Origin of the sequence: Pseudomonas sp. BNK-7, assembly GCF_048072025.1 — a bacterium.
In the GTDB taxonomy this organism is placed as follows: Bacteria; Pseudomonadota; Gammaproteobacteria; order Pseudomonadales; family Pseudomonadaceae; genus Aquipseudomonas; species Aquipseudomonas danubii.
Genome location: NZ_CP182252.1, coordinates 6145839 through 6171623, shown reverse-complemented (window position 1 = coordinate 6171623; position 25785 = coordinate 6145839). Strand labels below are relative to the sequence as shown.

The window sequence follows — 25785 nt, the reverse complement described above, 5'->3', positions numbered from 1 at the left end:
TGGCTACTGCTCCCGGGCGCGATAGGCGCCTGGGGTCAGGCCAGTCCATTTCTTGAATGCCCGATGAAAGGCCGAGGGTTCGGAAAAGCCCAATTGCTCGGCGATCTGTTGCAATGAGAGGTCAGCCCGCCCCAGGTGGTAGATGGCGATGTCACGGCGCAGTTCGTCCTTGAGTGCCTGAAAGCTCGAACCTTCTTCGCGCAAATGGCGACGCAATGTCTGCGGGCTGACGTGCAGGTGCTGGGCAACGCTTTCCAGGTCGGGCCAGCGCTCCCGGTCACGGCTGAGCAGACGCCGCAACTGGCTGCTGAGGCTGTCGCCCTGGTCCGGGCGTGACAGCAGATCGGCGGGGGAGCGCTCAAGAAAGTGCTTGAGGGTACGTTCATCCTGTAGCAGCGGCATGCCCAGGTAGCGACTGTGGAACAACAGGCTGCTGTGCTCCTGGCTGAACAGCAGTGGGCAGGGGAACAGCAAATCGTATTCTGCGCCGTGTTCGGGTTTCGGGTAGCTGAAGCAGGCTTGTTCAAGGCGTATGCGCTGGCCGATCAGCCAACTGCCCAGGCGATGCCAGATCACCAGCAGGCTTTCGCTAAGAAAGTGCTCCGGGTCCCATAACTCAGCATCATCCAGGCTCAGACGGGCCATTTCTCCTTCGTGCGTCAGACGAAGGCGCGGTGCTTGCGCAAACAGGCTGTAAAACAACAAGCCGCGATTGAGCGCTTTTTCCAAGGTGCGGCAGTGGATCAGTGCGTGGCACATCATGGCGAAGGTTCCGCGTTTGCTGGGGCCATGGCCGAAACCCAGGTACTCGTCGTCCAACGCCAGCCACAGTTGCTGCAGCAGACGGGTGAATTGTTCGGGGGCGATGCGTGCCTTGGGCTGGCTCAGCAGCTCTGGACTGATGCCCAACTGCTGCAGAAGCGGCCCGTAATCGTAGCCGCGACGACGTGCACCGCCCAAGGCGGCACGGGCAAAGTGGCTGGCGATGGTGCGTTCGCGCATGAAGGCTGGTCCGTCCATTGAGTGGCGGATGTTAGCCAGCCCCCTATGAGGGAACAAGGCGGATATCCGCCAAATTGTAGGACGAGACTCGGTGAATGGGCGGAAATCCGCCAGCGGCGCCGGGTGCAGTGGAAGTCAAGATCGGCCTGTCCCCCTGATGTCTAAAGGCCTGTAGGGCTTTTTTACAAGGTGGCACGGGCTTTGCGATAGAGCCGGAAGATCTGCCAGCACGCAGTTCGACACAACAAATCCCTCCAGCGCAGGAGGGTTCGCACTTTAGGCACCGCATGCATCGACGGAAGCTGTATGCCGGGGCTCTTGAGGAACTTTGCAATGACGACTCGTCAGCCACTGTACAAATCCCTGTATTTCCAGGTGATCGTTGCCATCGCCATCGGCATCCTGCTCGGTCACTTCTATCCTCAGACCGGCGTGGCCCTCAAGCCCCTGGGTGATGGGTTCATCAAACTGATCAAGATGGTCATTGCGCCGATCATTTTCTGCACCGTGGTGAGTGGTATCGCCGGCATGCAGAACATGAAATCGGTGGGCAAGACTGGCGGCTACGCGCTGCTGTACTTCGAAATCGTCTCCACCATTGCCCTGCTCATCGGCCTGATCGTGGTCAATGTGGTGCAGCCGGGTGCTGGCATGCACATCGACGCCTCGACCCTGGATGCTTCAAAAGTCGCTGCCTATGTGACTGCGGGCAATGACCAGAGCATTGTCGGCTTTATCCTCAACGTGATCCCGTCGACCATCGTGGGTGCCTTCGCCACCGGCGACATCCTGCAAGTGCTGATGTTCTCGGTGATCTTCGGTTTCGCCCTGCATCGCCTGGGTGCCTACGGCAAGCCGGTGCTGGACTTCATCGACCGCTTCGCCCACGTGATGTTCAACATCATCAACATGATCATGAAGCTGGCGCCCCTGGGTGCGCTGGGTGCCATGGCCTTCACCATCGGTGCCTACGGCGTCGGCTCCCTGGTGCAACTGGGCCAGTTGATGATCTGCTTCTACATCACTTGCGTGGTATTCGTGCTGGTGATCCTGGGGGGCATCTGCCGCGCCCACGGCTTCAGCGTGATCAAACTGATCCGCTACATCCGCGAAGAGCTGCTGATCGTGCTGGGTACCTCGTCCTCGGAATCGGCCCTGCCACGCATGCTGATCAAGATGGAGCGCCTGGGTGCCAAGAAGTCGGTGGTCGGCCTGGTGATTCCTACCGGTTACTCCTTCAACCTGGACGGTACCTCGATCTACCTGACCATGGCGGCGGTGTTCATTGCCCAGGCAACTGACACCCACATGGACATCACTCACCAGATCACCCTGCTGCTGGTGCTGCTGCTGTCCTCCAAAGGTGCTGCTGGTGTGACTGGCAGTGGCTTCATCGTTCTGGCCGCCACCCTGTCGGCTGTGGGGCACCTGCCGGTGGCCGGTCTGGCGCTGATTCTGGGTATCGACCGCTTCATGTCCGAAGCCCGTGCCCTGACCAACCTGGTGGGCAACGCCGTGGCTACCCTGGTCGTTGCCAAGTGGGTCAAGGAACTGGACGAAGACAAACTGCAGGTCGAGCTGGCGTCTGGTGGTCGTGCGATCATCGACACCCGTGAAACCGACGATCTGGGTGTGGCTGAAGGCCCGGCACCGAGCATCAAGTAAGTCTTGCTGAATATAAGAAACCCGCTACGGCGGGTTTTTTATTGCCTGGAGGTTGAGCACAACGGTCAGTCCGGCTGACCGTTGTGGTAATTGTTGCGCTGCTCGCGGCTGCCTACTCTGAAGCAATCGATCAAGTGGAGAGGGCACATGCAAGGGCCGTTGGCGTCACTCAAGGTACTGGATTTCTCCACCCTGTTGCCGGGGCCGTTCGCCTCGCTGCTGCTGGCGGACATGGGGGCCGAGGTATTGCGCATCGAGTCGCCAACCCGCATGGACCTGCTGCGGGTGCTGCCACCCCACGACCACGGTGTATCCGCCAGTCACGCCTATCTCAACCGCAACAAGCGCAGCCTGGCCCTGGACCTCAAGCGGCCCGAGGCGCTGGAGGTGATCCAGCAACTGCTGCAGGACCACGACATCGTTCTCGAACAGTTTCGCCCAGGCGTGATGGAGCGCCTGGGGTTGGGGTACGAGGCCTTGAAGGCGATCAACCCGCGGCTGATCTACGTGTCCATTACCGGTTATGGCCAGACCGGACCCTACAAGGACCGCGCCGGGCACGATATCAACTACCTGGCCCTGGCCGGGCTCGCCAGCCAGACTGGACGCCGCGACCAGGGCCCGCTGCCTCTGGGCATCCAGGCAGCGGATATCGCCGGGGGCTCGCTGCACGGCGTGATCGGCCTGCTGGCGGCAGTGATCGCCCGGCAGCATAGCGGTCAGGGCCAGCACCTGGATATCAGCATGACCGATTGCGTGTTCAGCCTGAACGCCATGGCCGGAGCCGGTTACCTGGCCTGCGGGGTAGAGCCAGGGATGGAACAGCAGGTGCTCAATGGCGGCAGCTTCTACGACTACTACCGCAGCCGGGATGGTCGTTGGCTATCGGTGGGCAGCCTGGAGCCGGTGTTCATGCAGCAGCTGTGTCAGGCCCTGGGGCGGCCGGAACTGGCGGTCCAGGGCTTGTCTCCCATGCCCGAGCAGCAAAGGGCCCTCAAGCAGGCCTTGCAGATCGAGTTCGAGAAACATGACTTTGCCGAGCTGTGCCAGTTGTTCGCCGGGCTCGACGCTTGTGTCGAACCAGTGCTCAGCCTGGCTGAGGCGGTGGAGCACCCCCAATTGCAGGCTCGGCAACTGCTGAGCCAGGTCCCCCGGGAAGACGGTAGCCCCCAGACCCAGATGGCATGTCCGCTGAAATTCTCCGACGGTTTGCCCGAACCGCGGCATATCGGCGCCAGGCTGGGCGCCCATTCCGATCAGGTGCTGGCGGAGCTTGGCTACAGCGCTGAACGTATCGAGGAACTGCGACGCAGCCAGGTCATTGCCTAGGCGTCGGCTTGCCGGCGAAGCGCGTTGACGCCATCACTCGACCCGGGTTTCGCCGCTGTACACCAGGGTGTGCCGACAGCGTCGGCACAGGTAGCGACGTCCTTGGGCCACCAGCTTGTGGCGTTGTGCCGAAAACGGAAAATCGCTCTCGGCGCAGGGGCAGCGGTAGATGTAGCGGGTCACGCTGCGGCGTTTGACTTCATAAGTGTGGCAACGATTGGGCGGCAGTTCATACACCCCGCGCATGATCAGTTGCCACTCCTCGCCGTGGGGCTGAATGCGTTCGCCAAACAACTGATGAGCGATCAGGTGCGCGACTTCGTGGGCCACGGTCTGCTTGAGAAAGTCTTCGCTGTTTTCCCGGTACAGCTGGGGATTGAAGCGCAGCAGGTTTTCGTGCAAGTGGGCAACGCCGGCTTTCTGGCCTCGTAATTTGAGGCTGACCACCGGGCGTTTGAAAGGACGTTTGAAAAAGGATTCAGCGAGTAGGAAACAGTCTTCGACGCGGGTATTGAGTTGCTCGGGCATGCTTAACGGCTCTCCAGAGCGGCTGAGTATGCCGCAAAGAGCGGCTAATCCGAATCGCCCAGGCGCCGAATGGTCGCAGGAGCGCCCATTAAGAAGGCCGCCTTGCGGCGGCCTGTGTTGGCAGATGGAGGATTATTATTGGTGCGGCATCAGTTGGTGTACACGGGGCCGACGCCCAGGCCCCAGACAATCACGGTGAAGGCCATGATCGCTACCAGCACCACCAGTCCTACCGCCAGGACCGAGCTGGAAAACAGGAATCCTTCGTCCGATGGGATGTTCATGAAGGTCGGTAGCCCGACGTAGAGCAGGTACACCGTGTAGCAGATCGCCGCCGTGCCGACGATCATCCCCAGCCACATATGCGGATACAGCGCCGCCAGGCCGCCGACGAACAGCGGTGTCGCGGTGTAGGTGGCAAAGGCGACGCAGCGCGCCAGGCTCGGGTTGGCGTCATAGGTCCGGGCCATCCAGTGGATGAAAGCACCCATCACCGCCACGCCGCCAAGCATGGCCAGGTACGACATGATGGTCATCCACAGGGCGCTTTCCATGGTCAGCATCACCGGCGCGCGGTTGCCAATGACCCAGCCGACCTGGGTGGTGCCGATAAAGGCCGAGATCGCGGGGATCGCCGCCAGAATCAGCGTGTGGGTCAGGTACATGTGGCTGATGCTTTCTTCTGCATCGCCACGGATTTCTCGCCATTCCTGATCGGGGTGGGTGAAGAGTCCTACGACATGATGAATCATGGTCAGTCACTCCTTTCATTGTTGCCATCGCCCCCCAACGGAGCGCTTACAGCCAAGTGGCACAGTCAGTATAGGTCTATATATGCATGCGACCTTATGTCGCAGTATAGGGAGGAGTTTTCGTCAGATGTGCGCACCTTTAGAGCAAATCGCGCTGTAAAAGCCCAGGGTAATCGCTGTCCTGTCTGTCAGCGCGGCCCCGGGGGGCGCTACGTTTCGACGCTTTCAAGGGGGCGGGGTTTTTGCGTAAAATGTCCGGCTTTTCGTCACATACCTCGCGGATTCCAAGCGCCATGGGCACTCTTACGGTCAACCAGAACAAACTGCAGAAACGCCTTCGCCGACTGGCGGGCGAAGCGGTCGCCGACTTCAACATGATCGAAGAGGGCGACAAGGTCATGGTCTGCCTGTCCGGCGGCAAGGACAGCTACACCATGCTCGACGTGCTGTTGCACCTGCAGAAGGTGGCGCCGATCAAGTTCGAGCTCGTCGCGGTGAACATGGACCAGAAGCAACCCGGTTTTCCCGAGCATGTACTGCCGGCCTACCTCAAGGAATTAGGGATCGAGTACCACATCGTCGAGAAGGACACTTACTCGGTGGTCAAGGAGCTGATCCCGGAAGGCAAGACCACCTGCTCGCTGTGCTCGCGCCTGCGTCGTGGCACCCTGTACACCTTCGCCGACGAGATCGGCGCCACCAAGATGGCCCTCGGTCACCATCGTGACGACATCGTCGAGACCTTCTTCCTCAACATGTTCTACAACGGTTCGCTCAAGGCCATGCCGCCCAAGCTGCTGGCCGATGACGGGCGCAATGTGGTGATCCGCCCGCTGGCCTACTGCAGCGAGAAGGACATTCAGGCCTACTCCGATCTCAAGCAATTCCCGATCATTCCCTGCAACCTCTGCGGTTCCCAGGAGAACCTGCAGCGTCAGGTGGTCAAGGAGATGCTCCAGGACTGGGAGCGCAAGAGCCCGGGGCGTACTGAGAGCATTTTCCGCGGCCTGCAGAACGTGATCCCTTCGCAACTGGCGGATCGCAATCTGTTCGACTTCGCCAGCCTGCGCATCGACGACAGTGCCACGCCGCGTTTCGTCAACGTGGTCAATCTCTGATCCGCTCTCGCTGAGTCTATATCGCCATGCCGGTTGCTATCCGGCGTGGCGAGGGGGCTTCAGTCCCCGAGAGCCTGAGGAATGAAAGCAACACTGCCCTCGGCTTTTCTTTTCGCCAGCCGTTCACCGTTGGTCGGCAGGGTGCGCACCAGTTGATGATCCTTGCCCAGGTAGCCGAGCATCGACGGTTCATTCTCATGCTGTTGCACCAGGATCAGCGTGCGCTGGGGGTCCCAATGCTGGCCGCTGGTCCTGTCCAGCCAGGCCATGAAGTCTGCGCTGGTGCCGGAGCGTGGGAAGTCCTGGGTTTCGGCGACGTAGTAGAAGGGCGCTCCCTGATTCTGCAGGTACAGCGGCACTTTGTTATCCACCTCGACCATCACCATGCGCCATTGATGCCAGGGGGCAATCCGGCTTGCCTCGGCTCTGACCTGCGTGCCGAACTGGATGACACCGCCCGCGCCATTGCTCCAAGGGTAGGCCACCCCCAGCACCAGCAGCAGAATCACCGCTGCGCTGGCAAAGCCTATGGCCCAGCTGCGTTCGCCGGGCTTGCCGCTGGCGCGTCGTTGGAGCAGGTGGCGGTTCAGCCACCAGGCCCCTAACAGCTGGGCGAAGGGCACCAGAGGCAGGACGTAATAGCTGCGCCGACTGCCACTGGCAGTGAAGAACAGGAACAACAAACCCAGGGCCCAGACCAGCCAGCGCTCATTGGGTTGTAGCTGGCGCCAGTGACGCGCCGCTACCCAGAGGCCGAGTACCCAGCAGGGCGCCCAGGGCAAGGTGTAGGCCGGCAGGTAGATCAGGTAGGTATAGATCGGTCCGATATGGTCGAAAGGATCGAAGAAGCGTTGCACATTCTCCCGGAATACCAGGCTCAGCCCGCTTTCAGCGTAGGTCGGGGCGCCATACAGGTGCGAGAGCACGAACGGCACCATGTACAGCAGGGCAGCCGTCAGTAACGCCAGGCACAGGCGCGGATTGAGGTGACGCTTCCAGCGTCCTTGGCTCAGCAGGTGTGGCAGCAGGATCAGCCCCGGCAGGACGAAACCGATCAGTCCCTTGAGCAGCGAGGTCGCCGCCAACAGCAGGAAGAACAGGCAATAGCGACTCAAGCGAGTGTCTTCTGGCCCTCGCCAGTACCACCACACTGCTGCCAAGACCCCGCACACGGTGAGAATGTCCGCGGTGGCCACCCGGGCCCAAAATGCAAAGTAGAAGGTGGTGGCCAGCATCCAGCCGGCGATCAGCCCTGTGCCCTTGTGAAACAGCTGCTCGCCAAGCAGGTATACCAGCCAGATGCTCAGCCACCCGGCGAGCACCGAGGACAGCCGCAGCGACCAGTGCCCCAGGCCCCCGGTCAGCCAGGCGCTGGCGGTGATCAACCAGTAGGACGGCAGGGGTTTGTCGTAATAGGGAGCGCCCTTGAGGTAGGGGTCGAAGTAGTCGCCACTCTGCAGCATCTGCAAGGCAATGTTGGCCCAGCGGGTTTCCGCCCCCCACAGCTCACGGGAGCCCAGGCCGAGGAGCAGGATCAGGGCGCTGACGCCCAGAAGCAGGATCAGATCCTTGCGTTCGCTATTGCAGATTTTCATGGGTGGGTTTGCGCAGGCCGGGTGGTGGAAGGAAAGGGCCAGGAATGCCAGCGCCGATGGTGGTCGACGCTGACGCTCTCAGGCAGGCGTTTGGGCAGCTTGGTCAGGGTTGAGTAGCCGGCAGGATCAGGATCAGCATATTGCCTTGCTCGTAGCGCTTGCCGCCCGGCGGCAGCAGGGCGACTTCTTCGTTCTCCAGTACGTCCTTGACCCGCATCACCACACCCACCGATCCCTGTTTGCGTGCGTCGCTGATCCATTGGCCAACGTCGGCCATGCTGACCTTGCGCTGGGCCGATTCAGGGTAGGCCAGGCCGTATTTCAGTTCGCCCTCGGTGTTGTACAGCGCCACGTCCGGGCGTTGTAGGCGCCAGGCCAGTGCTGAGGCCGCTCCCAGGTCATTGCTCAACAGGCTGTGGGTCTGCTGGAGTTGCGCAAGGTGTTCCTTGATGAACTGGTCCGGCATCTTGTTGTGCACGATCAGGCCGGGCATTCCCGCAGGCAGCAGCGCTACCAGCAGCCAGATGCCCAGGGCCGGCGTTGCCCAGTAGTTGAGCGGCCTGGAGGCCGGCAGCAGGTTGGCGATGATCCAGCCCATGAGCATGATGAACACCAGGGACAGGCTGAGCATTTCGTCGTGGCCGTACACCGGCCGGGTGATCTGGATCACCACCAGCGCCACTAATGCAGCGACGCCGATCAGTAGGTTGAGCAGACTGTTGAGGCGAACAGTTCGAGTCTTGCCTGCGCTGATCCACTGGATCAGTGCATGGCCCATGAGCACGGCCAAGGGCAGCAGGCAGGGCATGATGTAGGTCGGCAGCTTGCCGCGGCTCAGGCTGAAGAACGCCAGCGGCAGTAGCAACCACAACAGCAGGTAACCGGTGGCTGCCTGGTGCTTGTCCTTCCAGGCCTGAATCAGGGTGCCTGGCAGCAAGGCCGCCCAGGGCAGGCTCGAAACCACCAGCAACGGCAGGTAGAACCACCAGGGGCGAGTGTGCTGCGCATTGTCGGCGGCAAAGCGGCGGATATGCTCATGCCAGAAGAAAAACCGCCAGAAATCGGGTTCATGGGCATGAATGCTCAAGACCCAGGGCAGGCTGATGGCAATCGCCACCAGCACGGCCACCAGGCCAAAGCGCAGCAACTCGCCGAAACGCCGTTGCCAGAGCATGTAGGGCAGGGCGATCAGTACCGGCAGCAGCCAGGCCAGGAACCCCTTGGTCATGAAACCCATGCCGCAGGCGGCGCCCAAGGTGCCCCAGGCCAGCAAGCGGCCGCCTGGTGTCTGGCTGTCCAGGGCGAACCAGAGCGCCACCAGGCTGAGGTTGACCCATAAGGTGAATTGGGGATCGAGATTGGAGTACCCGGCTTGCCCGGCGATCAGACCGAAGCTCATGTAAAGCAGGGCGGCGGCAAAACTCTTGCGCGGGTCGTTCCAGATCCGGCGAGTGATCAGGTAAGCCAGCAGTACGCTCAGGCCGGTGCTCAGGGCTGAGGCAACACGCACGCCGAACAGGTTGTCACCGAACAGTGCCTGGCCGATGGCGATCATCCAGTAGCCGGCAATGGGCTTTTCAAAATAGCGGATGCCCATGAAGTGCGGAGACACCCAATCCCCGCGAAGCAGCATCTCCTGGCTGATCTGTGCATAGCGGGTTTCATCCGGAATCCACAGGCCGTGGCTGGTCAGTGGCAGCAGGTAGAACAGGGCGAAGGCCAGCAGCAAAAAGGGTAGTGCCCAGCGCTGGATGCCGCTGGTTGTGCTCCCGCCCACGGTATAGCCGGTAGGCGTGGCGCTTGTTCCATAAGCCTGGGGCGGTAAAGTGCGCTGCATTTGTGTCCTCTGAGTCATGTGTTGAAAACGGTACTTCGCTGCATTCATCAGGTACGACTGATGAACTGTAAATTGTTATCGAGTGCTCGGGGTTCTCTAGTTTTAAAAATATACTTGGCTTCGCCTGTTTGATAGACCTTGTTGTAAGTGAGAGGGGCGCTCTATTGGTTTAGGGGCTTATAAGCTAAATTAGTTGGCGAGTGAGTGTGTCCGCTTTTTGAGTGAAGTCTGTTGGGAAGTTGTTAAAAATAGTTGAAAGTTACTCGAGAGGGCCCTTAAGAGTTTGTCGCCAGCTTTCAGCATTGATAATGCCCAGTACTTCCATGGTTCCGTTCACGTTCAGGGTGACAAATAGCGAACTGGCGTAATGACTGGCCAGTGCATGTTCAAAGCCCAGCTGGCTTTCCAGGTCACTGATGCAATCGCTGTGGGTAACCAGGATCAGGTTGCGCTTGAACAACTTGTGCGTCTTGATCTGGTCTTCGAAGTGTTTGCCGCAGTTGCTCAGCCAGTCCTGGGTCTGCACCGGCCGCTTGAACATGAACTCCGAGGTTTGCCGGGTCCGGGTTGCCGGGCTGCTGATGACGTCGGTGGAGGCCATGCCCAGAGTACGGAATGCCTGGCCCACGTCGCTTGCCATGCGGCTTCCAGGCAGGGTGATGCCATCGGCAGGCCCCAGGCAGGGATTGGCGGAGCGGTCGCAGCGCTCGGCATGTCGCACCAGGGCAATCACCTCGCCGTCTTGCCAGTGGCGATAGAAGCCGGCTTGCTGCATCTGGTTGTCGACACCCAGGTCCAGTGGTGTGGCTGGCCACAGGACAAAGCCGCAGACGAGGATTGCCAGGGCTGCCCCACAGACGCCAGCCAGGATGCGCACGCTGCGGGTTGTCTTGCCGCCAGTACCGGATTCAGCAGTATTGAGCACGTCGTTTACCTGATTAGGTTTTTGCCAGGAGTTCTGAAAAGAACGGCATGCGCTCACCGCCGCCCTCGCCGCAACTGGGGCCAATTTAGGTCGGGCCAGGTGGGCGGAGAGTGAAAGCAATGTGAAAAAAACGAATGAATGGCGACAGTTCTTTTAAACCTGACAGCCTGGGTTCAGGTTGTTGGCCTGATCAGTGCTTTGCGGTCAGGCCTTATTCATCTATTGGCCCGCAGAATGTGGCTGCAGTTAACTGTCTATCTATCGCTCTTATCGTTGAGGCAAGTGCGAAGTGAACTTTATCCGATAATAAACAGCGGAAGAAAAAACCTAGGTTTAGTTCAGCTTATTGTCAGCTTGAGCTGGAGGAGGAGTTTGAGAGCGGATGTTTCCCTGCCCGTTGTGCCGGGCAGAGAGCCATGTTGGTGACGGGGGATCAGTGATTGACGGTGTAGGCCAGCATCGCCGACAGCTGGCACAGTGGTCGACCACTTTCTTGCTGCCACTGGTTGAATACTTCCTGAACCAGGGCCTGGTCACGCTTGCTGCTGGGCACCTTGTCGATGATGTTCTGGGCATTGAGGGCCGCCACGACGTCCCACGTGGGGATGAACGTGTCCTTGCCCACCATGCGCAGGAAACGTGGGGCGGAAAGCCCCCCCATCTGGTTGCCGTGCTTGGCCAGGTATTGCCAGAGCCCAGTGATGTCCTGGACCGGCCAGTCGGCAATGAAGGCGCCGAAACTGCCGTGCTGCTTTTCGACATCCAGGATCATCTGGGCATTGCGCGGCACACTCTTGAGCTTGCCCAGATGGCGAATGATCCGTGTGTCCTGCATCAGTCGCTCCAGATGCTCGGCGCCCATGAGCACCACTTTGTCTGGATCGAAGCCAAAGAACACTTGTTCGAACGCCGGCCATTTGGCGTCCACCAGGCTGTGTTTCAACCCGGCGCGAAAAACCCGCAACGCCAGGGTCGACAAGTAGCGATCAGCGCTCAATGAACGCAGGTAGTCGTTGTTCGCTGGCGTCGGCAACTGGGCTTCCAGGGCTGCGGCGCAACCGAAGCGATTAAGACAGTATTCGTTCAACCATTTGTAATCGTGCATGCCTGCTCCGGGTTGGTTCGGGAGTATGGGTCAAGAAGTCTGCTGACCAAGGTGGGGGCGCCGAAACGGCGATGCAAGGTCCCCGGGCGATGTCATGCCCGGGGAAACCAGAGGGGAGCGGGGCGTCAGGCCGGGTTGGCACCTTCGCCAGCGAGCCGGCGATTGAGCTGGAAGCGCCAGCGTACGTAGAGCAGTGCCGAGGTGAATACCGCCAGGCTGGCGAACATTTCCAGCAGGCCGAACAGCTGGCGATTCGGGTCGTAGGCCGCCAGAGCCCCCTTGATGAAGTACAGGTTGACCACAAAGCACATCCACGCGTGTCCGCGAGCACTGCCGCTGAGCATGCCCGGTGCCATCAACAGCAGGGGCACCAGTTCGATCAGCAGGATCACCCAGGGCCGGGCACCGTGGAGGTCGGCTAGTAGCAGGTAGTAAACGCATAGCAGGCCTATCAGGCCGAAAAAACAGATCAGGCTGAGGATTCGGGCTATCCGGACCCGAGGTTCCAGCCATTCCACCGGGGGCAGGATCTTCGGCTTTTTAGCCACGGCCGTTCTCCAATTGCTGAGCGGTTTTCGCCAGGCGCAGGCCCAAGGCCCGGCACAGGGCGATTTCATGTTCGTCCAGCGGGCTCTTGCCGTCCGCCCTGGCATGATGGCTTGCGCCATAAGGCGTACCACCGCCGCGGGTTTCCAGCAACGCCGACTCACTGTAGGGCAGGCCGGTGATCAGCATGCCGTGATGCAACAGCGGCAGCATCATCGACAGCAGGGTGGCTTCCTGGCCGCCATGCAGGCTGGCGGTGGAGGTGAAGACACCGGCGGGCTTGCCCACCAGGGCGCCGGTCAGCCAGAGGTTGCTGGTGCCGTCGAGAAAGTACTTCAGCGGGGCTGCCATGTTGCCGAAGCGAGTCGGGCTGCCCAGGGCCAGGCCCGAGCAGTGCTTCAGGTCGTCGAGACTGGCGTACAGCGCGCCGCTTTCGGGAATGCTCGGTGCCACGGCTTCGCACTCGGTGGAAACTCCCGGCACGGTGCGCAGGCGCGCTTCCAGGCCGGCCTGTTCGACGCCCCGGGCGATCTGCCGGGCCATCTCGTTGGTCGAACCGTTGCGGCTGTAGTAGAGGATCAGGATGTACGGCGCGCTCAAGGCAGGATCTCCAGCACATTTTCCGGTGGGCGCCCGATGATGGCCTTGTCGGCGGTTTCGAGAATCGGCCGCTCCATGAGTTTCGGGTGTTGGGCGATAGCAGCGATCAGTTGTTCTTCGCTGAGGCGGGTGTCCGCCAGGTTGAGCTCTTTGTACTCATCCTCGCCGGTGCGCAACAGTTGGCGCGCACTGAGGCCGAGCTTGCCCAGCAGGCGGTGCAACTGGGTGGCGTCCAGTGGGGTTTCCAGGTAGCGGACCACGGTCGGCGCCAGGCCGCGTTGTTCCAGGAGTTCCAGCGCACCGCGGGATTTCGAGCAGCGCGGGTTGTGATAAAGCGTCAGATCGGTCATGTGCGGGTCGCATCTTGCGTAAGGTGGCGGCTATTCTACCCGCGCGACGGACTCTCCTGAACCTTGGGAGTCGATAGGTCGCAGCGATTATCGGTCATCGATCATTTTTCAAGGCACCCTTCAACACAGGAAGCACGGCATGGCAAGGCAATTGGCAGCAGCATTGGCGATATTCACCACCCTATTGCTGGGCGGCTGCGGGAATGACTACGGGGTCGACCAATACGGCCAGAAAGTCGCCGCCGAGCGCCTCGACAAGCAATGGCTGGTGCTCAACTACTGGGCGGAGTGGTGCGGGCCTTGCCGCACAGAAGTGCCGGAATTGAATGCCCTGAACGAGCAGCTCAAAGGGCAGTCGGCCACCGTGCTGGGGGTCAATTTTGACAATGTGCAGGGCGAGGAGCTCAAGAACGCCAGTGAGAAGCTGGGGATCAAGTTCACGGTGCTGGCGCAGAATCCCGAGCAACTCTTCGATTTGCCACGCAGCGAGGCGCTGCCGGTGACCTACATCATTGACGACAAGGGCAAGGTGCGTGAGCAACTGCTGGGCGAGCAGACCGCCGCGGGTGTGCTGGCAAAATTGCAGGCCCTGCGCGGTCATTGATGGGGGACTGCCTGCAGTCGCTGATAGCGTCGGCGGCCGCAGGCGTTGGGGTCAACCTGCCCCGGTTCGGATCAGCCTTCTTCCAGCCACCAGCGCAGCGGCTTGCCTTCGGCAGGCCAGAAGCGCACTTGCTCGATCGGCGAAACATCCCAGCGCTCCACGCTTTCCAAGGCCTGGAGGAAGCGCCGTTCCTGCTCCATCAAGGCTGGAGCACAGAGTTTGCGGGTGCTGCCTACCTTGCCGAAACGGAGCTTTTCGCCGTCCAGAGTGTAAGGCGCGAACCAGTGGTTGCATCCGCCATTGCCATAGGCGCGACCGTCTTCACCCAAGGTGATGGTCAGGTGGCTGTAATCGATCAGTGGCCGTTCGCCGATCCACTCCAGAACGTAACTGCGATCCTGCTGCAGCTTCAGCGGCTCGGCGGCGCAGCCCATCAGGCCGGCCCCCAGTGCCGCAGTCAGCGCCAGGCGTTTCATTGGCCGGCCTGCTGGCATTTCGGGCAGAGGTGGCGTTCACCCTCACTGGCCCAGCCCAGCTCGGCAATGCGTGCGCTGGCGGCAGGTTTCTGGGCCTTGGTGCCGAGCTTGGCGTCCACTGCGAACTCGAAGTTCAGCTCTGCTGTGCAGCTGTCGCAGTTGACTTGCCATTGATGAATCGCCAGTTCGCCGAATACCGGGCCACGGGCCACGGCGACCCATTGGCCGACCGGATTGATCAGGTGGCGGACGGTGTCCACTGTCAGGCGCATGGACAGGTCCTTGCTGCCCTTGAGTGTGACCAGCAGCACGTCGTCGGTACGGATCGAACCACCGTTGCCGGTGACTTGATAACGACCCGGTACCAGGGCGCGGCATTCGATCAGGGTGTGTTGCGGGTTCATCAGGTTGTAGCGGAAATCGTGTTCGACCATGGGTCCTCCAAATCTGCCGCGTATGCTAGCACGGGCCCCTGCGCCGCAGGTTGCGGGCAGGCGACCTTCGATCAGGCCGTGACCGGGATTTCAGCCTCGGACCTGATTTTGCGGCTGGCCCGCAGCCCAGCTGGCGATGTTGTGCAACGTGGTGTCGGCGATGGCCGCCAGGGCCTCATGGGTCAGGAAGGCCTGGTGCGCGGTGACTATCACATTGGGGAAGGTCAGCAGCCGGGCCAGCACGTCATCCTGCAGGGGCAGGTCGGAACGGTCCTCGAAGAACAGCTGGGCTTCCTCTTCATAGACGTCCAGCCCCAGGTAACCCAGTTGGCCGCTCTTGAGCGCGTCGATCAGCGCCGGTGTATCCACCAGGCCGCCACGCCCGGTATTGATCAGCATGGCCCCGGGCTGCATGTGCGCCAGGCTGTCCTGATTGATCAGGTAGCGACTGTCGTTGGTGAGTGGGCAGTGCAGGCTGATGATCTGCGCCTGGGCCAGTAGCTCCGGCAGGCTCAGGTAGCGGGCCCCCAGGGCCTCGACGGCAGGGTTGGGGAAGGGGTCGTAAGCCAGCAATTGGCAGCCGAAGCCGGCCATGATGCGAGCGAAGGTGGCGCCGATCTGCCCGGTGCCGACAATGCCCACGGTCTTGCCCACCAGATCGAAGCCGGTCAGGCCGTGAAGGGTGAAGTCGCCTTCACGGGTGCGATTGTAGGCTCGATGCAGGCGTCGGTTCAGCGCCAGGATCAGGGCCACCGCATGTTCCGCCACGGCATGGGGCGAGTAGGCCGGGACCCGGACCACATCCAGGCCCAGGCGCTTGGCGGCGGGCAGGTCGACATGGTTGTAGCCGGCTGAACGCAGGGCGATCAGCCGGGTACCGCCGGCGGCCAGTTGCTCCAGCACCGGAGCGCTCAGGTCGTCGTTGATAAAGGCACAGACCACTTCATGGCGCTCGGCCAGGGCCGCGGTGTCCAGGCTCAGGCGGGCGGCCTGGAATTGCAGTTCGATACCCGTGGGCAGGCTGGCGCCGAGAAAACTTTCACGGTCGTAGGTCTGGCTGCTGAAAAGAATCGTACGCATGCTTGCATCCTTGGTCGGGACGCCCAGCATGCAGGCCGGGCGCCGGGCAGGTCTTGTCCTGGATCAGGCGTTGATCCGCGCTTCGGCGGCGAGACGGCTGATGGCGTGGTCCAGCTCATCCAGAGCGGCAAAGGCTTTGACGTCTTCCTGCTTGAGCAGGGTTTCGCTGCGCTGGCAGGCGGCGCGCAACTGCGGCACTCCGCAATATCGGGTGGCTCCGTGCAGGCGGTGGACCCGTTCGATCAGGGCGCTGTGGTCGTTGGCTGCACGAGCGGCGTTGATCGCCTCGCGATCGGCCTCCAGTGAGGCCAGCAACATGGCCAGCATGTCCGCCGCCAGATCAGCCTTGCCGGCCGCCAGGCGCAGGCCTTCGTCCTGATCCAGCACTTGCAGCTCCAGGTTCAGTTCCGAGCGTTCATTGGCTCGCTCCGGGCCTTGATTGCGCAAGGCCAGCCCAGTCCATTTCAGTACCACCTGGGCCAGCTGCCGTTCACTGATGGGCTTGGTCAGGTAATCGTCCATGCCGCTTTGCAGCAGGGCGCGTTTTTCGTTGGCCATGGCATGGGCGGTCAGGGCCACGATGGGCAGTGGCGTGCCATGGCGCTCGCTTTCCCATTGGCGGATCGCCTCGGTACTTTGTCGGCCGTCCATGCCCGGCATTTGCACGTCCATCATCACCAGGTCGAAAGGTTCGTTCTGGATCGCGTTCAGGGCTGCGTAACCGTTGTCCACCGCCAGCACCTTGGCGCCCATGTCCTCCAGCAAGGTCTGGATCAGCAGCAGGTTGGCCGGGTTGTCGTCGACACACAGGACCCGTGGCGCACGGCTGGAGAGGCTTTCCTCCGGCTCGCTGCGGGCCCGGCGCGGGGTGACCAGGTCAGACAGGGCGCGGCGCAGTTTGCGGGTGCAGGCCGGCTTGGCCTGCAACTGGCTGTGGGGGTTGGGGACCGACAGGTGGAACAGCGTCTGTTCGGTGGTCGGGCACAGCACCAGGACTTTGCAGCCCAGGTGTTCCAGGTCCCAGATGTGCTGGCTCAGGCGTTCGGGAGACATGTCGTTGGTGGTGATGCCGAGCACGGCCAGGTCAATGGCCTGGTCGCTTTGGTGTACGCCGGTAATGCCATTGGTCAGGGCGTCCAGGGTGTTGAACGGGGTCACTTCCAGGCCGCAGTCTTCCAGTTGATGCTGCAGGGCCTGACGGGCCAGTTCGTGATTCTCCAGCACCGCTACGCGGCGCCCCAGCAATGGTGGACCCGGCAGGTCCTCGGCGTCATCGCGGGTTTTCGGCAGGTTCAGGCTGATCCAGAATTCCGAGCCTTCGCCCGGGGTGCTGTCGACTCCGATTTCGCCACCCATCTGTTCGATCAGGCGTTTGGAGATCACCAGCCCCAGCCCGGTGCCGCCGGGTTGCCGCGACAGCGAGTTGTCGGCCTGGCTGAAGGCCTGGAACAGAGCGCGAACATCCTGGTTGGACAGGCCGATGCCGGTGTCTTGAATGCTGATGCGCAGTTGCACGCTGTCTTCGTGTTCTTCTTCCAGCATCGCCCGGGCGACGATGGTGCCTTCGCGGGTGAACTTGATGGCGTTGCTCACCAGATTGGTGAGGATCTGCTTGAGCCGCAGTGGATCGCCCACCAGGGACAAAGGCGTATCCCGATAGACCAGGCTCACCAGTTCCAGCTGCTTGGCGTGGGCTGCCGGCGCGAGGATGGTCAAGGTGTCCTGCAGCAAGTCCCGCAGGTTGAACGGAATGCTGTCGAGCACCAGCTTGCCGGCTTCGATTTTCGAGAAGTCGAGGATCTCGTTGATGATCCCCAACAGGCTGTCGGCGGATTTTTCGATGGTGCCCAGGTAGTCCAGCTGGCGCGGTGTCAGCTCGCTTTTCTGCAGCAGGTGGGTGAAACCGAGAATGCCATTGAGGGGCGTGCGGATCTCATGGCTCATGTTGGCCAGGAACTCCGACTTGATGCGGCTGGCTTCCAGGGCTTCCTTGCGCGCCAGGTCCAGCTCGATGTTCTGGATCTCGATGGTTTCCAGGTTCTGGCGCACGTCTTCGGTGGCCTGATCGATGCTGTGCTGCAGTTCTTCCTGGGCATTCTGCAGGGTGCTGGCCATGCGATTGATGCCCGAGGCCAGCTCATCCAGCTCCTGGCTGCCCAAGGGCGGCAAGCGGGTTTCCAGGTTGCCGTCCTTGAGTTGCGCCACGGCCTGCTTGATCTGGGTCAGCGGGTTGTTGATGGTCCGCCCCATGCGCACTGCCAGCAGGGCAGCACCGGCCAGGCCGGCGGCAATCAACAGCAGACTGGCGAACAGGCTGCGGTAACCGCGCAACAGCATGCCGCTGTGGGACAGCTCCAGTTCCACCCAGCCCAGCAAACGGTCTGATTCATCGGGGATCAGGTCACCGGCCAGATTGCGGTGGCGGCCGAAGACCGGCAGTTGGTAGCGGGTCGCGTCATTCCCACTGCGTTGCATGATGTGGGTGCTGTTATCGCTGGGCGGTGGATTGAGCATGCTGGGGCCGGCGTGGGCCATGAGCGTGCGATCGGGGGCAAGGAATGACACCGCGCGTACGTCCTGCTGTTCCAGGGCTTGGGTGGCGATGCGTTCGAGCATCGGCGAGTTGCGGTTGCCCATCGCCGGCGCCACCAGGGAGGCCAGTTGTTCGGCGATCATTTCGCCGCGCTGCAGCAGTTGGGTCTGCAGGTCGGAGAGCTGCATCCAGGTGAAGTAGCCGCCCAGTACCAAAGCCATCAGGCTGGTGGGCAGTAAGGTCAGCAACAGTACGCGGCCTTTGATTCCCAGTTTCTTGAGCACGCAACTCTCCTGCTTCCACGCTGTTTTGAAAGGTCGACGGGCACGTCCGTGATGCGCCACCTGCGCAGTGTAACGATTTGCCAGGGGCTGATCTTGGCAAATTGCAGACCGTTAGCCGACAGCCGGAGGGCGGATAGGGGGCTACGACCAAGGCGCTGGTTGCCGCAAACCGGGCAATCTTGAATAATCGCCCAACTGAGAATGACTTGCAGAAGCTAATGACTCCCGTAGCTGTTGAGCCTCCCCGTATCCTGGCAATTGAAGACGACCCGGTGCTCGGTGCCTATGTGCATGAGCAGCTGGGGCGCTGCGGCTTTGCCGTGACCTGGTGCCAGAACGGCCAGGAAGGTCTGGGGATCGCGCGTCGGCAAGCCTTCGATGTGGTGTTGATGGACATCCTGTTACCGGGCATGGACGGCCTGGAGGTGCTGACCCACTTTCGCCGGAGTCACTCCACGCCGGTGCTGCTGATGTCGGCCCTGGGAGCAGAGGCCGATCGCATCAGTGGATTCCGCCTGGGCGCAGACGACTACTTGCCCAAGCCCTTCAGCATGGCCGAGCTGCGGGTACGCATCGAAGCCATCCTGCGGCGAGTGGCCCTGGACCGGCGGCCGACACCACCGAAACTCAGCAGCAGCGTGCAGAGCCTGCGTTTTGATGACGAGCTGTGTGACGTGTTCTTTGCCGAGCGCCCGGCGGGCCTTACCCGTAGCGAATACCGCCTGCTGGAAACCCTGCACCGCAACGTCGATGAGGTGCTGAGCAAGGCCTTCCTTTATCAGCATGTCCTGCAACGCGGGTATGCGGCCCACGATCGCAGTCTGGACATGCATGTCAGTCAGATACGTCGCAAGCTCAAGGCGCTGGGCTACAGCGAACGTGAAGTGCGTACGGTGTGGGGCAAGGGCTATGTGCTGAGTGCCTTCGATGAGCTGGTCTGATCTGCCGGGCCGGCACTCCCTGTTCTGGAAGCTGGCCTGCCTGCTGGTGGCGTTCTGTCTGTTGATGATCTGGTTGAGCTGGTCCTGGGGGCGCTATGTTGAGCAGAAGAACCTGTACCTCGCCGATGAAGCCCGGGCTACCTTGCGCAGTTACGCGCAGGAAGCGGAACAGGCCTGGAAGACCGGCCAGCATGCCGGCGTGGATGTCTGGATCCAGGCAATGGCAGGCCGTGAGAGCACCTGGGTCGGCGTCATCGGCAGTGATCTGCAAGCGCTGAGCAGCTACCCGCTGACAGCGGCCGAGGCTCAGCGCCTGACGTTCCTGCGGGGGGCGGATTGGCCGGTGAGCCGGCACAGTCGCGGGTTGCCCTGGCTGAAAATTCCGTTCCCCGATGATCCGTCTCTCGGCAGTCTGGTCATCGAGCTGCCGCAGCGTTTCATGCCCGGGCGATACCGTGTGTTCTGGCGCGTGATCACCAACGGCGTGATCCCCGGACTGTTCACGCTGCTGCTGTGCGTGGGCTTGTACCGCTTGTTGGTGGTGCCGCTCAATCAGTTGCGGGAGCAGGCCAATGCCTGGCGTGCGGAGCAGTTGAATGTGCGGCTGTGCACCGAGACCACTCAGCGCAAGGACGAGTTGGGGGAGTTGGGGCGAGCGTTCGATCAGATGTCCGAGCGGCTGCAAAGCACCGTGGCTGTGCAGCAGCAGTTGCTGCGGGACCTGTCCCACGAGTTGCGCACTCCCTTGAGTCGTCTGCGGGTGGCTTGCGACAGCGAGCAGAGCCTGGGGGCATTGCGTGAGCGCTTGTCCCGGGAAGTCGACGCCATGCAGCGCCTGGTGGAGGACAGCCTGCAACTGGCCTGGCTGGACACCGAGCGGGCGCCGCTGCCGGAGGAGCAGATTCAGGTCCAGGCCTTGTGGGAAATGCTCAGCGAGAACGCCTGCTTCGAGAGCGGCTGGTCGCCAGCGCAGTTGCGCTGTGATCTGCCGGCGGATTGCTGGGTGCGCGGGCATCTCAATACCCTGGCCCAGGCTCTGGAAAACATCCTGCGCAATGCCATCCGGCATTCGCCACCCGGGGCTCTGGTCATCCTCGATGGTCGACGTGACGCTGAATATTGGCATCTGTGGCTGGACGACCAAGGGCCGGGGGTAGCGGAAGAGGCGTTGGAGCGCATGTTCGATCCGTTTATCCGTCTGGACGGTTCACGGCCGGGAGATGGAGGTTTCGGCCTCGGCCTGAGCATTGCGCGCAATGCGGTGGAGCGCCAGGGAGGTCGTTTGTGGGCGCAGAACACGGCCCATGGCTTGCGTGTTCACATGCGCTTGCCGGAGGCTTGAGACGACCCTGTGCCGCCTTATATCAATAAGCCATAAGCCCCGCACTTTGCGTGATATGGCGCTTGGGCGTTTGCCGGTATGATAGGCGCCCCCGCAGTCTGGATTGCGAATACGCCATGACCTTGCAGTACCCAACCATCGCCGATTGCGTCGGCAACACCCCGCTGGTTCGTTTGCAGCGCCTGCCTGGCGCCACCAGCAATACCCTGCTGCTCAAGCTCGAGGGCAATAACCCGGCGGGTTCGGTCAAGGACCGCCCGGCACTGTCGATGATCACCCGCGCCGAGTTGCGTGGGCAGATCCAGGCCGGGGATACCCTGATCGAAGCGACGTCGGGCAACACCGGGATCGCCCTGGCCATGGCTGCCGCGATCAAGGGTTACAAGATGATCCTGATCATGCCCGACAACTCCAGCGCCGAGCGCAAGGCGGCAATGACCGCCTATGGTGCCGAGCTGATCCTGGTGAGCCAGGAAGAGGGCATGGAAGGCGCCCGTGACCTGGCCGAGCGGATGCAGGCCGAAGGCCGTGGCAAGGTGCTCGATCAGTTCGCCAACGGCGACAACCCGGAGGCCCACTACACTGGCACCGGTCCCGAAATCTGGCGCCAGACCCAGGGCAGCATCACCCACTTCATCAGCTCGATGGGCACCACCGGCACCATCATGGGCACTTCGCGCTATCTCAAAGAACAGAATCCCCAGGTGCAGATCGTGGGTCTGCAGCCGATGGAAGGCTCGGCGATTCCCGGCATTCGCCGCTGGCCCGAGGAGTACCTGCCGAAGATCTATCAGGCCAGCCGGGTCGATCGCATCGTCGATATGGCCCAGAGCGAAGCTGAAGACGTGACCCGGCGCCTGGCTCGGGAAGAGGGCATCTTCTGCGGCGTGTCTTCCGGTGGTGCGGTGGCGGCGATGCTGCGCCTGTCCCGGGAAGTGGAAAACGCGGTCATGGTCGCGATCATCTGTGACCGTGGCGATCGTTACCTGTCGACCGGCATTTTCGATGCGCCCAACTGATGGCTAAGCACGAGAGAGGCCTGCGCTTCCAGCCTGCGGGCGGTAGCCGGGCCCCACAGATTCCGGTGGGCAAGAAGCAGCGGTTGGCTATCCAGCGTCTGGCCAATGATGGCCGTGGCATTGCCTTTGTCGAAGGGCGTACCTGGTTCGTCAGCGGTGCCCTGGCCGGTGAAGAAGTCGAAGCTCGGGTGTTGGGCAGCCATGGCAAAGTGGTGGAGGCCCGTGCCGAGCGCATCTTCAACGCCAGTGATCTGCGTCGCCCGGCGGCCTGCGCCCACGCCGGGCGTTGCGGCGGTTGCAGTGTCCAGCACCTGCCCCATGCCGAACAGCTTGCCCTGAAACAGCGCATGCTCGCCGAGCAGTTGTCCAAGGTCGCGGGTGTCGAGCCCGAGGCCTGGGCCGCTCCCTTGAGCGGTCCCGAGTTCGGCTATCGGCGTCGCGCCCGGGTGGCGGTGCGCTGGGACGCCAAGGGCAAGCAACTTGAGGTGGGTTTCCGTGCTGCCGGTAGCCAGGACATTGTCGCCATCGACGATTGCCCGGTGCTGGTACAGGCTTTGCAACCTGTCATGAACCGTTTGCCCGCTATGCTGCGACGCTTGAGCAAGCCTCAGGCACTGGGGCATGTGGAGTTGTTCAGTGGTTCGGCGCTAGCGGTGCTGTTGCGCCATATGGCGCCGTTGTCCGAGAGCGACCTGACGATCCTCAAGGACTTCTGCGATTTCCATCAGGCGCAATTGTGGCTGCACGGTGAAGGTGAGCCGCAACCCTTTGATCCATCGCAGTCACTGGGTTATCGCCTGGAGACCTGGGATCTGCACCTGGCGTATCGGCCGGGTGACTTCGTCCAGGTCAATGCGGGGGTCAATGAAGCGATGGTGGCCCAGGCTCTGGAGTGGCTCGCGCCGCAAGCTCAGGAGCGGGTGCTGGATTTGTTCTGCGGCCTGGGCAACTTCGCCTTGCCGCTGGCTCGGCAGGTGCGGGAAGTGGTGGCAGTGGAAGGCGTGGCGACCATGGTGGCGCGGGCCGCTGAAAATGCTGCCAGCAACAATTTGCATAACACGCGCTTTTTTCAAGCCGATTTATCCCAACCTCTGAGTGCTGCCGAGTGGGCTGATGAAGGCTTTTCTGCGGTACTCTTGGACCCACCCCGCGACGGTGCTTTCGAGGTGGTCCGCCACTTGGCGAGCCTGGGTGCCAAGCGGTTGGTGTACGTGTCATGCAATCCGGCAACTTTGGCTCGTGACACGGTCGAACTGATCAAGCAGGGCTATAGGTTAAAACGTGCCGGGATCCTCGATATGTTTCCTCAGACGGCGCATGTCGAGGCCATGGCGTTATTCGAAGCGAGCTAGGATGGCTTGTCTAATCCGACTGATCTTTCTGGTGTGGTTCGCTGGCCCTGCGAGCTGTGCCCGAGCGTTGAAGATCAGCGATTTGACGCATTGAATGTGCGTCGTAGGGAAGGTAAAGCAAGATGGTACAGGTGAGAGCGCACCAGCCGATCAACACCGACGGCAGTATCAATCTCGAGGCATGGCTTGATCATACGGTCAGCGTCGACATGGTACTGGACCGTGAAGCCTTGAAAGAGGCCTGCGAGTTCGCTCGTGAGGCCGAGCTACAACACATTGCCGCCAAAGGCCTGAGCTCCGAGGGCGTGTCGAGTTTCAGCACGGGCCTGGAGATCGCCGAGATTCTTGCTGATCTCAAACTGGACCAGGATTCCCTGGTCGCCGCGGTACTGTACCGCGGCGTCCGCGAGGGCCAGATCCAGTTGCCGGCGGTCAGCCAGCGTTTTGGTCCGGTGGTGGCCAAGCTGATCGATGGTGTGCTGCGCATGGCAGCCATCACCGCCAGTCTCAGTCCTCGCCAGTCCCTGGTACTCGGCACTCAGGCGCAGGTTGAAAACCTGCGCAAGATGCTGGTGGCCATGGTCGATGACGTGCGGGTGGCGCTGATCAAGCTGGCGGAGCGAACCTGTGCCATTCGTGCGGTGAAAAGCGCCGACGAAGAGAAGCGCAATCGAGTGGCCCGGGAAGTCTTTGACATCTACGCGCCCCTGGCTCATCGCCTGGGCATCGGCCATATCAAGTGGGAGCTGGAGGACCTGTCCTTCCGGTACCTGGAGCCCGAGCAATACAAGCAGATCGCCAAGCTCCTGCATGAGCGGCGCCTGGATCGCGAACGCTTCATCAGCGACGTGATGAACCAGCTGCAGAACGAACTGAAGGCCACTGGGGTCAACGCCGACATCAGTGGGCGGGCCAAACACATCTACTCCATCTGGCGCAAAATGCAGCGCAAGGGTCTGGAGTTCAGCCAGATCTACGATGTGCGCGCCGTGCGGGTGCTGGTGCCGGAAATGCGCGACTGCTACACCGCACTGGGCATCGTGCATACCTTGTGGCGGCATATTCCCAAGGAATTCGACGACTACATCGCCAACCCCAAGGAAAACGGCTATCGCTCGCTGCACACCGCGGTGATCGGCCCCGAGGGCAAGGTGCTGGAAGTGCAGATCCGCACCCACGCGATGCACGAGGAAGCGGAGCTGGGGGTGTGTGCCCACTGGAAGTACAAGGGCACCGACGTCAAGTCTGGCTCCAACCATTACGAAGAGAAAATCTCCTGGCTGCGTCAGGTGCTGGAATGGCACGAGGAGCTGGGGGACATCGGCGGCCTGGCCGAACAGCTGCGGGTGGATATCGAGCCGGATCGGGTGTACATCTTCACCCCCGACGGCCACGCCATCGACCTGCCCAAGGGCGCCACGCCGCTGGACTTCGCTTATCGGGTGCACACCGAGATCGGCCACAACTGCCGTGGCGCGAAGATCAACGGGCGCATCGTGCCCCTCAACTACAGCCTGCAGACCGGCGAGCAGGTGGAGATCATCACCAGCAAGCACGGCACCCCGAGTCGCGATTGGCTGAACCCGAACCTGGGTTACGTCACCACGTCCCGGGCGCGGGCGAAGATCGTCCACTGGTTCAAGCTGCAGGCTCGCGATCAGAACGTCGCCGCCGGCAAGACCCTGCTGGAACGCGAGCTGAATCGTCTCGACCTGCCTCAGGTGGACTTCGACAAGTTGGCCGACAAGGCCAACATGAAGACTGCCGAGGACATGTTCGCGGCTCTGGGTGCGGGCGATTTGCGCCTGGCGCAACTGGTCAACCTGGCCCAGCAACTGGTGGAGCCCGAGCGCGGCAACGAGCAGTTGGAGCTGATCCCGCGCAAGGCCGCCGGCTACAAGCCGGGCAAGCGTGGCGACATCCAGATCCAGGGGGTGGGCAACCTGATGACCCAGATGGCGGGTTGCTGCCAGCCGCTGCCGGGGGATGCGATCGTCGGTTACATCACCCAGGGCCGTGGCGTGAGCATTCACCGCCAGGACTGTGCCTCGGTGCTGCAACTGGCCGGGCGCGAGCCGGAGCGGATCATCCAGGTCAGCTGGGGGCCGGTGCCGGTGCTCACCTATCCGGTGGACATCATCATTCGCGCCTACGACCGTTCCGGCCTGCTGCGTGACGTGTCCCAGGTGCTGCTCAATGAGCGCATCAACGTATTGGCGGTCAACACTCGTTCGAACAAGGAGGACAACACTGCGTTGATGTCCTTGACCATCGAAATTCCGGGCCTGGATGCATTGGGACGTTTGCTGGGGCGCATCTCCCAGCTGCCGAACATCATCGAGACCCGGCGCAATCGAACCCCGTGATG

At 61.8% G+C, this 25785-nt stretch carries 23 protein-coding genes; 9 read left to right on the top strand and 14 right to left on the bottom strand.

The window, feature by feature from the left end:
• Positions 1–3 precede the first annotated feature (3 nt).
• Positions 4–1002, bottom strand: a complete 999-nt coding sequence (locus tag ACMGF8_RS27750) for an AraC family transcriptional regulator (protein WP_102860719.1) — start codon at positions 1000–1002, stop codon at positions 4–6.
• A 333-nt stretch (positions 1003–1335) separates the two neighbouring features.
• Between ACMGF8_RS27750 and ACMGF8_RS27745 the strand changes: the two genes are divergently transcribed.
• Together ACMGF8_RS27745 and ACMGF8_RS27740 are read left to right on the top strand one after the other, a co-directional pair.
• Positions 1336–2667: a dicarboxylate/amino acid:cation symporter gene (locus tag ACMGF8_RS27745; RefSeq protein WP_115580697.1), complete on the top strand. Its 1332-nt coding sequence runs from the start codon at positions 1336–1338 to the stop codon at positions 2665–2667.
• A 147-nt stretch (positions 2668–2814) separates the two neighbouring features.
• Positions 2815–3996 carry a CaiB/BaiF CoA transferase family protein gene (locus ACMGF8_RS27740; RefSeq protein ID WP_416757921.1) on the top strand — a complete coding sequence of 394 codons (1182 nt, stop codon included), beginning with the start codon at positions 2815–2817 and terminating at the stop codon, positions 3994–3996.
• A gap of 33 nt (positions 3997–4029) precedes the next feature.
• Here ACMGF8_RS27740 and ACMGF8_RS27735 read toward each other — a convergent pair whose 3' ends face one another.
• Positions 4030–4524 (bottom strand): SprT family zinc-dependent metalloprotease, encoded by a 495-nt coding sequence (locus ACMGF8_RS27735; RefSeq protein WP_102880572.1) that lies wholly within the window; start codon positions 4522–4524, stop codon positions 4030–4032.
• A 149-nt stretch (positions 4525–4673) separates the two neighbouring features.
• The gene (locus ACMGF8_RS27730; protein ID WP_102860723.1) at positions 4674–5276 is read right to left on the bottom strand and encodes a Yip1 family protein; all 603 of its coding nucleotides are present in this window, start codon (positions 5274–5276) and stop codon (positions 4674–4676) included.
• Positions 5277–5569: 293 nt separating this feature from the next.
• Between ACMGF8_RS27730 and ttcA the strand changes: the two genes are divergently transcribed.
• Entirely contained in the window at positions 5570–6394 is an 825-nt protein-coding gene (gene ttcA, locus ACMGF8_RS27725; protein ID WP_416757918.1) for a tRNA 2-thiocytidine(32) synthetase TtcA, read from the top strand.
• A 59-nt stretch (positions 6395–6453) separates the two neighbouring features.
• On the opposite strand, the gene ACMGF8_RS27720 is transcribed toward ttcA, so the two are convergent.
• The 7 genes from ACMGF8_RS27720 to arsC form a co-directional block, all read right to left on the bottom strand.
• Positions 6454–7989 carry an ArnT family glycosyltransferase gene (locus tag ACMGF8_RS27720; protein WP_102860725.1) on the bottom strand — a complete coding sequence of 512 codons (1536 nt, stop codon included), beginning with the start codon at positions 7987–7989 and terminating at the stop codon, positions 6454–6456.
• Positions 7990–8092: 103 nt separating this feature from the next.
• The gene (gene arnT, locus ACMGF8_RS27715; RefSeq protein WP_416757916.1) at positions 8093–9844 is read right to left on the bottom strand and encodes a lipid IV(A) 4-amino-4-deoxy-L-arabinosyltransferase; all 1752 of its coding nucleotides are present in this window, start codon (positions 9842–9844) and stop codon (positions 8093–8095) included.
• Positions 9845–10085: 241 nt separating this feature from the next.
• Positions 10086–10751 carry a histidine phosphatase family protein gene (locus tag ACMGF8_RS27710; RefSeq protein WP_115580694.1) on the bottom strand — a complete coding sequence of 222 codons (666 nt, stop codon included), beginning with the start codon at positions 10749–10751 and terminating at the stop codon, positions 10086–10088.
• A 433-nt stretch (positions 10752–11184) separates the two neighbouring features.
• Complete coding sequence (locus ACMGF8_RS27705; protein WP_102860728.1) at positions 11185–11856, bottom strand: DNA-3-methyladenine glycosylase I; 672 nt, start codon at positions 11854–11856, stop codon at positions 11185–11187.
• Positions 11857–11981: 125 nt separating this feature from the next.
• Positions 11982–12404 (bottom strand): DUF2069 domain-containing protein, encoded by a 423-nt coding sequence (locus ACMGF8_RS27700; protein ID WP_102860729.1) that lies wholly within the window; start codon positions 12402–12404, stop codon positions 11982–11984.
• On the bottom strand, positions 12397–13002 hold the full coding sequence (gene wrbA, locus ACMGF8_RS27695; RefSeq protein ID WP_416757913.1) for an NAD(P)H:quinone oxidoreductase: 606 nt from the start codon (positions 13000–13002) through the stop codon (positions 12397–12399). Before wrbA ends, ACMGF8_RS27700 begins: the two co-directional genes overlap by 8 nt.
• Entirely contained in the window at positions 12999–13352 is a 354-nt protein-coding gene (gene arsC, locus ACMGF8_RS27690; RefSeq protein ID WP_102860731.1) for an arsenate reductase (glutaredoxin), read from the bottom strand. The genes wrbA and arsC overlap by 4 nt, the downstream gene beginning before the upstream one ends.
• 139 nt (positions 13353–13491) lie before the next feature.
• Here arsC and ACMGF8_RS27685 point away from each other — a divergent pair, with 139 nt between their 5' ends.
• A complete protein-coding gene (locus tag ACMGF8_RS27685) occupies positions 13492–13956 on the top strand; it encodes a TlpA disulfide reductase family protein (RefSeq protein WP_115580693.1) in 465 nt (154 codons plus the stop codon).
• Positions 13957–14027: 71 nt separating this feature from the next.
• Here the strand turns inward: ACMGF8_RS27685 and ACMGF8_RS27680 are convergent, their stop codons facing one another.
• The 4 genes from ACMGF8_RS27680 to ACMGF8_RS27665 all read right to left on the bottom strand — a co-directional run bounded on the left by ACMGF8_RS27680 (position 14028) and on the right by ACMGF8_RS27665 (position 18763).
• Positions 14028–14432, bottom strand: a complete 405-nt coding sequence (locus ACMGF8_RS27680) for an META domain-containing protein (protein ID WP_102860733.1) — start codon at positions 14430–14432, stop codon at positions 14028–14030.
• A complete protein-coding gene (locus ACMGF8_RS27675) occupies positions 14429–14866 on the bottom strand; it encodes a hypothetical protein (protein WP_102860734.1) in 438 nt (145 codons plus the stop codon). The genes ACMGF8_RS27680 and ACMGF8_RS27675 overlap by 4 nt, the downstream gene beginning before the upstream one ends.
• Positions 14867–14956: 90 nt before the next feature.
• The gene (locus tag ACMGF8_RS27670; protein ID WP_102860735.1) at positions 14957–15946 is read right to left on the bottom strand and encodes a 2-hydroxyacid dehydrogenase; all 990 of its coding nucleotides are present in this window, start codon (positions 15944–15946) and stop codon (positions 14957–14959) included.
• Positions 15947–16009: 63 nt separating this feature from the next.
• Positions 16010–18763 carry a response regulator gene (locus ACMGF8_RS27665; RefSeq protein ID WP_102860736.1) on the bottom strand — a complete coding sequence of 918 codons (2754 nt, stop codon included), beginning with the start codon at positions 18761–18763 and terminating at the stop codon, positions 16010–16012.
• A gap of 218 nt (positions 18764–18981) precedes the next feature.
• Here ACMGF8_RS27665 and ACMGF8_RS27660 point away from each other — a divergent pair, with 218 nt between their 5' ends.
• The 5 genes from ACMGF8_RS27660 to relA all read left to right on the top strand — a co-directional run bounded on the left by ACMGF8_RS27660 (position 18982) and on the right by relA (position 25783).
• Positions 18982–19704: a response regulator transcription factor gene (locus tag ACMGF8_RS27660; protein ID WP_102860737.1), complete on the top strand. Its 723-nt coding sequence runs from the start codon at positions 18982–18984 to the stop codon at positions 19702–19704.
• The gene (locus ACMGF8_RS27655) at positions 19691–21046 is read left to right on the top strand and encodes a sensor histidine kinase (protein ID WP_102860738.1); all 1356 of its coding nucleotides are present in this window, start codon (positions 19691–19693) and stop codon (positions 21044–21046) included. The genes ACMGF8_RS27660 and ACMGF8_RS27655 overlap by 14 nt, the downstream gene beginning before the upstream one ends.
• A gap of 116 nt (positions 21047–21162) precedes the next feature.
• A complete protein-coding gene (cysM, locus tag ACMGF8_RS27650) occupies positions 21163–22065 on the top strand; it encodes a cysteine synthase CysM (RefSeq protein WP_102880559.1) in 903 nt (300 codons plus the stop codon).
• On the top strand, positions 22065–23417 hold the full coding sequence (gene rlmD / locus ACMGF8_RS27645) for a 23S rRNA (uracil(1939)-C(5))-methyltransferase RlmD (protein ID WP_102860740.1): 1353 nt from the start codon (positions 22065–22067) through the stop codon (positions 23415–23417). The genes cysM and rlmD overlap by 1 nt, the downstream gene beginning before the upstream one ends.
• A gap of 122 nt (positions 23418–23539) precedes the next feature.
• The gene (gene relA, locus ACMGF8_RS27640; RefSeq protein WP_102860741.1) at positions 23540–25783 is read left to right on the top strand and encodes a GTP diphosphokinase; all 2244 of its coding nucleotides are present in this window, start codon (positions 23540–23542) and stop codon (positions 25781–25783) included.
• The last annotated feature ends 2 nt before the right edge of the window (positions 25784–25785 follow it).

What these genes read in the sequence shown, in the direction of transcription:
- cysM (WP_102880559.1), top strand. Translation starts at nt 21,163, where the DNA reads ATGACCTTGCAGTACCCAACCATCGCCGATTGCGTCGGCAACACCCCG.
- ttcA (WP_416757918.1), top strand. Translation starts at nt 5,570, where the DNA reads ATGGGCACTCTTACGGTCAACCAGAACAAACTGCAGAAACGCCTTCGC.
- ACMGF8_RS27740 (WP_416757921.1), top strand. Translation starts at nt 2,815, where the DNA reads ATGCAAGGGCCGTTGGCGTCACTCAAGGTACTGGATTTCTCCACCCTG.
- arnT (WP_416757916.1), bottom strand. Translation starts at nt 9,844, where the DNA reads ATGACTCAGAGGACACAAATGCAGCGCACTTTACCGCCCCAGGCTTAT.
- ACMGF8_RS27655 (WP_102860738.1), top strand. Translation starts at nt 19,691, where the DNA reads ATGAGCTGGTCTGATCTGCCGGGCCGGCACTCCCTGTTCTGGAAGCTG.
- ACMGF8_RS27660 (WP_102860737.1), top strand. Translation starts at nt 18,982, where the DNA reads ATGACTCCCGTAGCTGTTGAGCCTCCCCGTATCCTGGCAATTGAAGAC.
- relA (WP_102860741.1), top strand. Translation starts at nt 23,540, where the DNA reads ATGGTACAGGTGAGAGCGCACCAGCCGATCAACACCGACGGCAGTATC.
- ACMGF8_RS27705 (WP_102860728.1), bottom strand. Translation starts at nt 11,856, where the DNA reads ATGCACGATTACAAATGGTTGAACGAATACTGTCTTAATCGCTTCGGT.
- ACMGF8_RS27685 (WP_115580693.1), top strand. Translation starts at nt 13,492, where the DNA reads ATGGCAAGGCAATTGGCAGCAGCATTGGCGATATTCACCACCCTATTG.
- ACMGF8_RS27720 (WP_102860725.1), bottom strand. Translation starts at nt 7,989, where the DNA reads ATGAAAATCTGCAATAGCGAACGCAAGGATCTGATCCTGCTTCTGGGC.
- ACMGF8_RS27735 (WP_102880572.1), bottom strand. Translation starts at nt 4,524, where the DNA reads ATGCCCGAGCAACTCAATACCCGCGTCGAAGACTGTTTCCTACTCGCT.
- ACMGF8_RS27680 (WP_102860733.1), bottom strand. Translation starts at nt 14,432, where the DNA reads ATGAAACGCCTGGCGCTGACTGCGGCACTGGGGGCCGGCCTGATGGGC.
- ACMGF8_RS27675 (WP_102860734.1), bottom strand. Translation starts at nt 14,866, where the DNA reads ATGGTCGAACACGATTTCCGCTACAACCTGATGAACCCGCAACACACC.
- ACMGF8_RS27750 (WP_102860719.1), bottom strand. Translation starts at nt 1,002, where the DNA reads ATGCGCGAACGCACCATCGCCAGCCACTTTGCCCGTGCCGCCTTGGGC.
- arsC (WP_102860731.1), bottom strand. Translation starts at nt 13,352, where the DNA reads ATGACCGATCTGACGCTTTATCACAACCCGCGCTGCTCGAAATCCCGC.
- ACMGF8_RS27670 (WP_102860735.1), bottom strand. Translation starts at nt 15,946, where the DNA reads ATGCGTACGATTCTTTTCAGCAGCCAGACCTACGACCGTGAAAGTTTT.
- ACMGF8_RS27745 (WP_115580697.1), top strand. Translation starts at nt 1,336, where the DNA reads ATGACGACTCGTCAGCCACTGTACAAATCCCTGTATTTCCAGGTGATC.
- rlmD (WP_102860740.1), top strand. Translation starts at nt 22,065, where the DNA reads ATGGCTAAGCACGAGAGAGGCCTGCGCTTCCAGCCTGCGGGCGGTAGC.
- ACMGF8_RS27730 (WP_102860723.1), bottom strand. Translation starts at nt 5,276, where the DNA reads ATGATTCATCATGTCGTAGGACTCTTCACCCACCCCGATCAGGAATGG.